The sequence below is a fragment of the Shigella sp. FC1967 genome, from assembly GCF_001743005.1.
Taxonomy (GTDB): domain Bacteria; phylum Pseudomonadota; class Gammaproteobacteria; order Enterobacterales; family Enterobacteriaceae; genus Proteus.
Window position 1 is genome coordinate 1 of sequence record NZ_MIIZ01000310.1, and the last position, 9,573, is coordinate 9,573.

The 9,573-nt window shown below is 40.2% G+C and carries 5 protein-coding genes and 3 pseudogenes; all 8 read left to right on the forward strand.

What is annotated here, in order from left to right; translation table 11 throughout:
• The first annotated feature begins 107 nt into the window (after window positions 1-107).
• The 8 genes and pseudogenes from tssB (at window position 108) to tssH (ending at window position 9,397) form a co-directional block, all read left to right on the forward strand.
• Window positions 108-606: pseudogene (gene tssB, locus BHE89_RS02750) on the forward strand (type VI secretion system contractile sheath small subunit).
• 23 nt (window positions 607-629) lie between these two features.
• Window positions 630-2,178: pseudogene (gene tssC, locus BHE89_RS02755) on the forward strand (type VI secretion system contractile sheath large subunit).
• Between the two features lie 12 nt (window positions 2,179-2,190).
• Window positions 2,191-3,528: a type VI secretion system baseplate subunit TssK gene (tssK, locus tag BHE89_RS02760; RefSeq protein WP_069367624.1), complete on the forward strand. Its 1,338-nt coding sequence runs from the start codon at window positions 2,191-2,193 to the stop codon at window positions 3,526-3,528.
• Window positions 3,525-4,193: a type VI secretion system protein TssL, short form gene (gene tssL / locus BHE89_RS02765; RefSeq protein WP_069367623.1), complete on the forward strand. Its 669-nt coding sequence runs from the start codon at window positions 3,525-3,527 to the stop codon at window positions 4,191-4,193. The genes tssK and tssL overlap by 4 nt, the downstream gene beginning before the upstream one ends.
• Complete coding sequence (locus tag BHE89_RS02770) at window positions 4,193-5,425, forward strand: hypothetical protein (RefSeq protein WP_286145838.1); 1,233 nt, start codon at window positions 4,193-4,195, stop codon at window positions 5,423-5,425. Before tssL ends, BHE89_RS02770 begins: the two co-directional genes overlap by 1 nt.
• Window positions 5,325-5,912, forward strand: a complete 588-nt coding sequence (locus BHE89_RS24780) for an OmpA family protein (protein WP_286145839.1) — start codon at window positions 5,325-5,327, stop codon at window positions 5,910-5,912. Before BHE89_RS02770 ends, BHE89_RS24780 begins: the two co-directional genes overlap by 101 nt.
• Before the next feature lie 22 nt (window positions 5,913-5,934).
• The gene (locus BHE89_RS02775) at window positions 5,935-6,426 is read left to right on the forward strand and encodes an Hcp family type VI secretion system effector (RefSeq protein WP_023583757.1); all 492 of its coding nucleotides are present in this window, start codon (window positions 5,935-5,937) and stop codon (window positions 6,424-6,426) included.
• Between the two features lie 299 nt (window positions 6,427-6,725).
• Window positions 6,726-9,397, forward strand: a pseudogene (gene tssH, locus BHE89_RS02780) (type VI secretion system ATPase TssH).
• Window positions 9,398-9,573: the final 176 nt, after the last annotated feature.

The window sequence follows — 9,573 nt, forward strand, 5'->3', positions numbered from 1 at the left end:
TTATTTAATATAAGATTAATTACATTAAATTAAGTCTCCTGACTGTGAGATTATTTTTATTCCACTCTCAAGTGATCTTTTATTCGTTTTAATACAAGGAATTTATTATGTCTGATAGTTTTCAAAATGAAGTTCCTAAAAGCTCGGGTCAATATAAAGCTTGACTTACATACAGGTGGCGCACAGAAGAAAGTGGAATTGCCATTAAAACTTTTGGCTATCGGTGACTACAGCAATGGAAAAGATAAGCGTGTTCTTTCAGAAAGAGAAAAGGTCAATATAAATAAAAATAACTTCAACAGTGTACTTACCGAATTCTCTCCGTCCGTCAATCTTACCGTAAAAAATACATTAGCCAATGATGGTACTGAAGAGAGTATCAAACTATCGTTTAAAGAAATGGCTGATTTTGAGCCAGAGCAAGTTGCTCGCCAGATCCCTCAATTACGCGCCATGCTGGCAATGCGTAATCTCTTACGTGACTTGAAATCTAACCTCCTTGATAACATCACTTTTCGCCGTGAACTCGAAAATATCCTTAAAGATCCTGCATTAAGTGATGAGTTACGCGAGGAATTATCTCAACTTGCACCGAAAAAAGACTAATTGGATTTTATCATTACAGGATTATGCTTATGTCAGTTAATAGCGAAAGTATTTCAAAAAGTACAACAACTGTACTTGATGAGCCAGCGAATAGCGGTGTTTACGCCTCACTGTTTGAAAAAATCAACCTCACACCTGTTTCTCAGGTAAGTGATATTAATATCTTCCAAGATAACAGTGCGCTGGCAGATGCAACAGCAAATGAGCGCGTTACTGTTGCTGTTCAAGTCTTTCTCGACCGTTTGAAATCTTCGGGTCAAAAAGTTGAACGTTTAGATAGGAATCTACTCGACCATCATATTGCGGATTTAGATAGACAAATTAGTGAGCAGCTTGATGAAGTCATGCATCACGCGGATTTTCAAAAAAATTGAATCGGCATGGCGTGGATTAAAATTCTTAGTTGATCGTACTGACTTTCGTCAAAATGTAAAAATCGAATTGTTAGATATTGCCAAAGATGATTTACGCCAAGATTTTGAAGATTGCCCAGAGACAATTCAAAGTGGTCTTTATCACCATACCTACATTGAAGAGTATGATACCCCTGGTGGTGAACCTATTGCTGCGATTATTTCGAACTATGAATTTGATCGCAGCCCTCAAGATATTGCGTTATTACGTAACATTGCAAAAATTTCAGCTTCAGCTCACATGCCATTTGTTGGCTCTGTTGGCCCCGCTTTCTTTGGTAAAAATTCGATGGAAGAAGTTGCGGCTATTAAAGATATCAGCAACTACTTCGATCGTGCCGAATACATTAAATGGAAATCTTTCCGCGATTCTGATGATGCCCGCTATATTGGTTTGACGATGCCTCGCGTTTTAGGTCGTCTCCCTTATGGTCCAGACACTATCCCTGTACGTAGTTTTAATTATATTGAAGAAGTAAAAGGTCCAGATCACGAGAAATATTTGTGGACAAACGCAACTTTTGCTTTTGCTGCTAACATGGTTAAAAGCTTTATTAACAATGGCTGGTGTGTACAAATTCGCGGTCCTCAAGCAGGTGGTGCTGTAAAAGATTTACCTATTCATCTTTATGATTTAGGCACTGGGAGTCAGGTTAAAATTCCATCTGAAGTCATGATCCCCGAAACTCGAGAATTTGAATTTGCCAACCTCGGTTTTATTCCACTGTCTTACTATAAAAACCGTGATTACTCTTGTTTCTTCTCTGCAAACTCAGCGCAAAAGCCCGCTATTTATGAAACCGCCGATGCAACTGCGAATAGCCGTATCAATTCGCGTTTACCGTATATTTTCCTTCTTTCGCGAATTGCTCACTATCTGAAATTAATTCAGCGTGAAAATATTGGTACCACAAAAGATCGTCGCTTATTAGAGCTTGAGTTAAATAATTGGGTTCGTAGTTTAGTGACCGAAATGACCGATCCAAGTGATGATTTACAAGCCTCTCACCCACTTCGCGATGCAAAAGTAGTGGTGGAAGATATTGAAGATAACCCAGGCTTTTTCAGAGTGAAACTGTATGCCGTTCCACACTTCCAAGTCGAAGGAATGGATGTAGATCTCTCGTTAGTATCTCAAATGCCAAAAGCGAAAGCATAAGGTGAAGCACGGATGAAAATATACCGCCCCCTCTGGAGTGATGGGGCCTTTTTGGCTCCTCAGCAATTTCAACAACAAGCAAGATGGGATAGCTATCTCATTAGCACCATCGCCAATATGACGATTGCATCAGCATGGGGCGTTATTTGTGCCGAATTTGATGAAAGCGCCTTAACTATCTCACGTCTTAGCGCACAAAAACTTATCGTTCGTTTTCCTGATGGCACATTGATTGATACAACGCTGGCAGACAACTTACCGCCAGTCAATGAGCTTAGCCATTACTCGCAACATCAAACTCTTGATATCGTTCTCGCATTACCTCTATTGCAAGCTAATGGAGGTAATCTTATGCAAGAAGGGCGCTCTGATAGACCACAACCGTTCTATCAGGAGTGGATAAAAGTACAAGATTTAATTGGTCAAGAACAAACGGATATCGCGGTGTTAAGACACAGCATCACTTTGCGTTATGCTCATGAAGAAAATAGCGCATACATGACTTGTCCCGTCGCTCGCTTAATCCGCAATGCCCAAGGTGCATGGGAAATAGATAAACACTTTATTCCCCCACTATTAAGTTGTAGTGCGAGCGATGAATTAACGACCTTATTTTCAGAATTTATGCATCGCTTAGTCGCAAAACGTCGTCGTTTAATGACTATGCGTCGCGAAAATAATGAGCAAATGGCTGATTTTGCTGTTGCTGATGTCTCGCTCTTTTGGCTACTCAATGCGATTAACAGTGCAGAGCCTGTATTAATTGAATTTCTCTCATCAATGGGACGTCACCCTGAGCTTCTTTATCGTGAATTAGTACGTCTCGCGGGTGCATTACTGACATTTTCACTCGATCATGAAAATAGTGATATTCCGCTTTATCAACACGCATTCCCTGAACAGGTTTTTCCACCTTTATTTAGCTTACTGAATACCCTGTTAGAAGCGAGTTTACCTTCACGCGTAATTAGTATTGCGCTTGATAAAGAAGGGCCATTCTGGCGTGGTGAATTGCATGATCCTCGTCTACGCGAAGGGGCTGATTTCTATCTTTCAGTGCGTTCTACATTACCCGCTCATTTGTTGATCACTCAATTTCCATTGCTTTGTAAAGCCGGTAGTAATGACGATGTTGCTAGTGTGGTTAACGTTGCACTTAACGGTATTCCATTACAACCTTTAACACATGTTCCTGCTGCTATCCCTCTGCGTTTAGAAAATCATTATTTTGCTCTTGAACTCAATAACTCTGCTGGTCAAGCCATGCTCTCTTCGGGGCACTGTGCTTTTTATGTACCAGGAACCTTAGGTGAAATTCAGCTCGAACTTTTTGCGGTACTTCGCTCATGATAACGAATACAAGAACAGCTAAAAATAACATGATTGATATGCTTTTTGCTGATACTTGGTTAATGGTTTGTCAGCTACGCCAAGGTGCTGAAATTACTGATGGCAAAGCCTTCTATCGGCGCGTCTGTGAACATATTGATAAAACGCGCCAACAACTCACAGAAAAAGGCTATTCCCAATCTGCCATCGAAAACATGCTTTATGCGCAATGCGCTTTAATTGATGAAAGCGTGATGAATCGTACTGAGCGTGATGACGGTTACTTACAGTGGATACAATCACCGCTACAAGCCAAGTATTTCAATACATTAGAAGCTGGTGACAAATTATGGGATAGGTTGCGTAATCTATTAAATGAACCGGCGCCCAACCAGGATGTACTTATCTGTTTTCACCGTGTGATCACGCTAGGGTTTGTGGGTAAATATCGCCAAACCGATGCGCCTGAACGTGAACAAATTATTGAACTACTCAATACTCAACTTCCCGCCTATGCACTATCTAGTGATTTACCTTTAGTGATGAAACCCAAGCATCGAATAAATCGTCGCCATATTTATTGGTTAGGCTGGTTTGGCGGGATTGTGGTGATAGCAATGCTGTGGTGGGGCTTTTCTGTGTCATTAGAAAATTTACTTCAACAATGGGTAATTCAAGGAAAGTGATGCAAAAAAACAGGATAAAACAGTGTATTACATTGTTTTCAGCAATCTTATTACTGTGGCTGCTTTGGGGATTTTGGTCTTTGGGTAAAGAGATATCCTTTTTTCTGACCGCCTTTATTTGTCTCGTCACACTCACTTTATGTGTCTGGTTTTTCCGTCAACACAAAGGTGCTCCCTACCTTGAGGATGCACTTACAAACCTGCTCCCTCCTGATAATTATCATGGCGCTGTCATTATTGTTTGTGGTCAATCACAAGCGCTTTTTCATGAAAATCAGACGTACCGAGAGACAGCTAAAGGTTGGTATATCTGTGCCTCTTCTCCAATGGATTTGCTCAGCATCACTCAACATATCGTTGATATTGCGCCTTTACAATTACGCCAATTATCAGTGTTATATGCCTTATTACCTGAACAACACTTACAGCAAGAAGAAATTACTCACGAAATACTTAATTGGCGTCGGGCTATCCATGAAAACAATAAAAAAATAGGTAAGGCATTACCTTTTTGGGTGGCGCTTTATCTTAATTCTCCCGTTAATTCTCTCAATTCACATTTTGATGGCACAACACCCTGGATAACCTATTTAAATGGTCAATCTGAGTTAGTTGTTATCTCTGATGATCTAGCAACTCAACCTATTTCAACATGGCTATTACAAAATAGAGAGCAAACTGAAAACCAACTCACTATGGCGCTCTGGCTTGACCAATTATTGGCTTGGTTAAAAAGTGAATTTATTCCTCTGTTTACGGTTACTCAATCAGGTGCTCCAAGTCTTATTCCTGTTGCTTGGACAATGCAATTTACGACTGTTCCTACCCTTTCAGATAACAGTTGGGCTCAATTTATTCACCATAAAACCACCTTATTTCCAGTTATTACAAAAAAATCAAATCATCACGACGAATTACCTTTACCAGACATTGTGATTGATAAGCTCGCTCACGATGTCAATTTACTAAAAATAGAAACGACCATTGGTATTGTTGGAATGATCTGTGGGTTATTTCTTATTGGGGCAATATCAGGAAGTTATCATCATAATAAACAGTTAATTTATGATATCGGTAATGATATTCATCACTTTAAAAGTATTACTGATGAAAATTTAGAGCCTAAAAAAAGTGGCTTATCAACAGTTACTTTCAGATGCAACCTTCCTCTCTCATTGGCAACGAGAAGGTATTCCTGCTCGCTATTCTTTAGCGTTATATCAAGGCAATAACATCTTACCTTATTTACACGCCTTGCTCAGTTCATGGGCTCCGCCATTACCACCAGCACCTATCATCATGCAAGAAGCGCCTGAAATGGTGACGTTAGATAGTCTTGCTCTCTTCGCTTCTGGTCAATATGAATTAAAAAATGAGGCGACCAAAGTACTTGTTGATGCGCTTATCAATATAAAAGCCAAGCCAGGTTGGTTAATTGTTATTTCTGGGTACACCGACAACACAGGCAACCCCGATTTAAACCAAAAACTTTCACTTAAACGAGCTGAAGCCGTGCGTGATTGGATGATCAAAACCAGTGATATCGCACCATCTTGTTTTGCAGTGCAAGGATATGGTCAGCATCAGCCTGTTGCAGATAACTCAACACTTGATGGTCGAGCTCGTAATCGTCGAGTTGAAATTCGCCTGATACCTCAAGCTGATGCTTGTCAGGTATTAGCTGATGACCTTACGCCACTGAAGGATGGTGGCAACTAAACCTTAGAAAGGAGATGTAATTATGGCTATTCCTGTATACCTCTGGTTAAAAGATGACGGTAATGCGGATATCAAAGGCTCTGTTAATGTTCAAGATCGTGAAGGCAGCATTGAAGTCGTCGCTCAAGATCACAACTTATACATTCCAACAGATAACAATACTGGCAAATTAACCGGTACACGTATCCATACTCCATTTATCTTCGTTAAAGAAATCGATGCCTCTAGCCCGTATTTGTACAAGGCAGTAACAACGGGACAAACCTTAAAAAAGGCAGAGTTTAAGTGGTATCGCATCGATGACGCGGGTCAAGAAGTTGAATATTTCAACACCACACTTGAAAACGTCAAAGTCGTAAAAGTGGCGCCTAAGATGCACAACATCAAAGATCCAACCAAAGAGAAACACAATCACCTTGAAGAAGTTGAATTGCGTTACGAAAAAATCACTTGGACTTACAAAGACGGAAATATCATTCATTCAGATTCATGGAATGAACGCGCTACTGCGTAAAACTAAAGCAAACAGGCGGTTAACCGCCTGTTTTTAAAAATATTTAAATTACAACACTATTTAAAGCACAACGAACAAATACTCTAAATAGTTCAAGGTGTAGCTAGGCGACAAGTGAATGAGTCACTAAGAACATACAAAAGTATGTGACTAGTGCGAGTGAGTGCAGTCAACAACGCTACAACTTGAAACTTGAAACTTGAAATATGAAGAATATGACCTTATGAGCCTCGGTCTATGGCTAAGGGCGGTAGCGTACCTAAATCCCCTCAATAGGGACTTCATTACTGGGAGAAAACATGGAAAATCAATCTATCATGCTATTGCGTCGGTTAAATCCTTATTGTGCAAAAGCACTCGAAGCTGCGGCATCATTATGCCAAACTCGAGCTCATGCAGAAGTGACTATTGAGCACTGGTTATTAAAAATTCTAGAGCTAGGTGAAAGTGATATCACTGTTTTAGCTCGTCGCTATGAATGGGATTTATCCGCACTTTGGCAAGACTTACTTGACGCAATTGATAACTTGCCCCGCACTGTACGCAGCCAACCTCGATTATCCAAGCCCTTATTAGAACTGATTAAAAATGCATGGGTAATTGCTTCTCTTGATGAAGATATCGAACAAATTCGTAGTGTCCATTTACTTACAACGATGACTCGCCATCCAACATTAGTTCAATTAGATACCCTATGGCCTTTAATGACATTAGGTGAAACACAACTACAACGATTAAGACCTTTACTTGATGCCCAATCAGATGAAAGACCTGAAGTTCAACAACTTGCGGTGCATAATCACACTGCTGAAAATAATATAAACCACGAAAAAAAACGATCAACCTTCAACTACCTCTGACAACGCCATTATTGGTCATACACTAAATGAAGCTCTACAAGCAGTATTAAATAAATTTACGATTGATGTGACAGAAAAAGCACGCCTAGGTGAAATTGACCCCGTATTTGGTCGAGATGATGAAATTCGCCAAATGGTTGATATTCTCTCCCGTCGACGTAAAAACAACCCTATTCTTGTTGGTGAGCCCGGTGTCGGTAAAACTGCGCTGGTTGAAGGATTAGCGTTACGTATTGCTGAAAAAAATGTCCCTATCAGTTTACAAACTACCTCATTACGCACTCTAGATTTAGGTTTATTACAAGCAGGAGCGGGCGTAAAAGGTGAATTTGAACAACGACTAAAAAAATGTTATTGATGCCGTTCAACAATCACCTTCCCCAATTCTACTTTTTATTGATGAAGCACATACAATCATAGGTGCTGGTAATCAAGCCGGTGGCGCGGATGCCGCCAACTTATTAAAACCGGCATTAGCACGTGGTGAATTACGTACCATCGCGGCAACCACTTGGTCGGAATACAAACAATATTTTGAGCGTGATGCCGCATTAGAGCGCCGTTTTCAAATCGTTAAAGTTGACGAACCTGATGATGAAAAAGCCTTTTTAATGTTACGAGGATTAAAATCTCGTTATGCAAAATATCATGGCGTACACATTACTGATGATGCAGTAAAAGCCGCCGTAACGTTATCACGTCGTTATTTAACAGGCCGCCAACTTCCTGATAAAGCCGTTGATTTACTTGATACCGCCAGTGCGCGTATTCGCATGAGTTTAGACACCTTACCAGAAGAACTCACTCGCATTAAAGCCAAACGCTATGCACTTGAACTAGAACAAAAAGCGATCCTAGATGATATCACTATTGGCAATTTAACTAATCAAACAAAATTATCTGACTTATCTTCTCAAGATGCCCAATTAGCTCTTCAACTCGAAACACTAGAACAGCGCTTCGAACAAGAAAAAGAGATGATCTGTCAGTTAATTGAAAGCAGACAAGATCCCGAAAATACCGCAACGTCAGCACAGTTACAGCAACAACTTTCACAATTACAACAAGAAGCACCACTTTTAAACCCTGATGTCGATGTTCGTACCGTAGCGACAGTCATTGCAGACTGGACAGGCGTTCCCCTTTCAAGCCTACTTAAAGATGAACAAATTGGTTTATTAGAGTTAGAAAGTAACTTATCAAAATATGTCATTGGTCAAGACAGCGCTTTACTCGCATTAGCTCAGCGTTTACGAGCATCAAGAACCGGATTAGTGTCTGAAAATGGGCCTCAAGGTGTCTTTTTATTAGTGGGACCTAGTGGCGTTGGTAAAACAGAAACCGCACTTGCACTGGCGGAATGTCTGTTTGGTGGTCAAAAATCGTTAATCACAATTAACATGTCTGAATATCAAGAAGCTCACACGGTCAGTCAATTAAAAGGTTCTCCTCCAGGTTATGTGGGATACGGTCAAGGTGGTGTATTAACGGAAGCAGTCAGAAAACGCCCTTACAGTATTGTATTACTTGATGAAGTTGAAAAAGCACATCGTGATGTTTTAAACCTCTTCTATCAAGTCTTCGATCGCGGTTTTATGCGTGACGGTGAAGGACGTGAAATTGATTTTCGTAACACGGTTATTTTAATGACTGCAAACTTAGGCAGTGATTATTTAATGCAACAGTTAGAAGAAGCACCACAAAGTACCGATGGTGATTTGCAAGAAACACTACGCCCTATTTTACGCGATCATTTCCAACCTGCGTTATTAGCGCGTTTTCAAACATTGATTTATCGTCCTTTAGATGCAACGGCTTTACGCACGATTGTTGAGATGAAACTAAACGGCGTACTTAAACGTCTTTATACACACTATCGTTTAACTGGTGTTGTAGAAGAAGCTCTTTACGACACCATTGTTGATGCATGCCTACTTCCTGATACAGGTGCTCGCAATATCGATAGTCTGCTTAATCAACAAATTCTCCCCATCCTTAGCCAACAACTTCTTTTGCGCCAAGCCTGTGCTGAAAAATCACAATATGTCATTTTAGGCTTTAATGAAGAAGAGGGTATTACGTTGAGTTTTAGTGATGAATTGTCACATTGATTAAGGCATATCATCAAGGAATAGAGAAACCTAAGTATGCCCACAAAATTAACCCGTAAAAAAGTCATGGTGGTTATCGTTATTCTTGCCATTATCGCAGTAAGCTCACTGCTGTTCCCCAAGAAAAAACCCAAAGATGACTACCTTGCCGGAAATTTACACGGGTTTAACCATGT

Coding starts and splice junctions, on each gene's coding strand:
- tssK (WP_069367624.1), top strand. CDS start 2,191: ATGAAAATATACCGCCCCCTCTGGAGTGATGGGGCCTTTTTGGCTCCT.
- tssL (WP_069367623.1), top strand. CDS start 3,525: ATGATAACGAATACAAGAACAGCTAAAAATAACATGATTGATATGCTT.
- BHE89_RS02770 (WP_286145838.1), top strand. CDS start 4,193: ATGCAAAAAAACAGGATAAAACAGTGTATTACATTGTTTTCAGCAATC.
- BHE89_RS02775 (WP_023583757.1), top strand. CDS start 5,935: ATGGCTATTCCTGTATACCTCTGGTTAAAAGATGACGGTAATGCGGAT.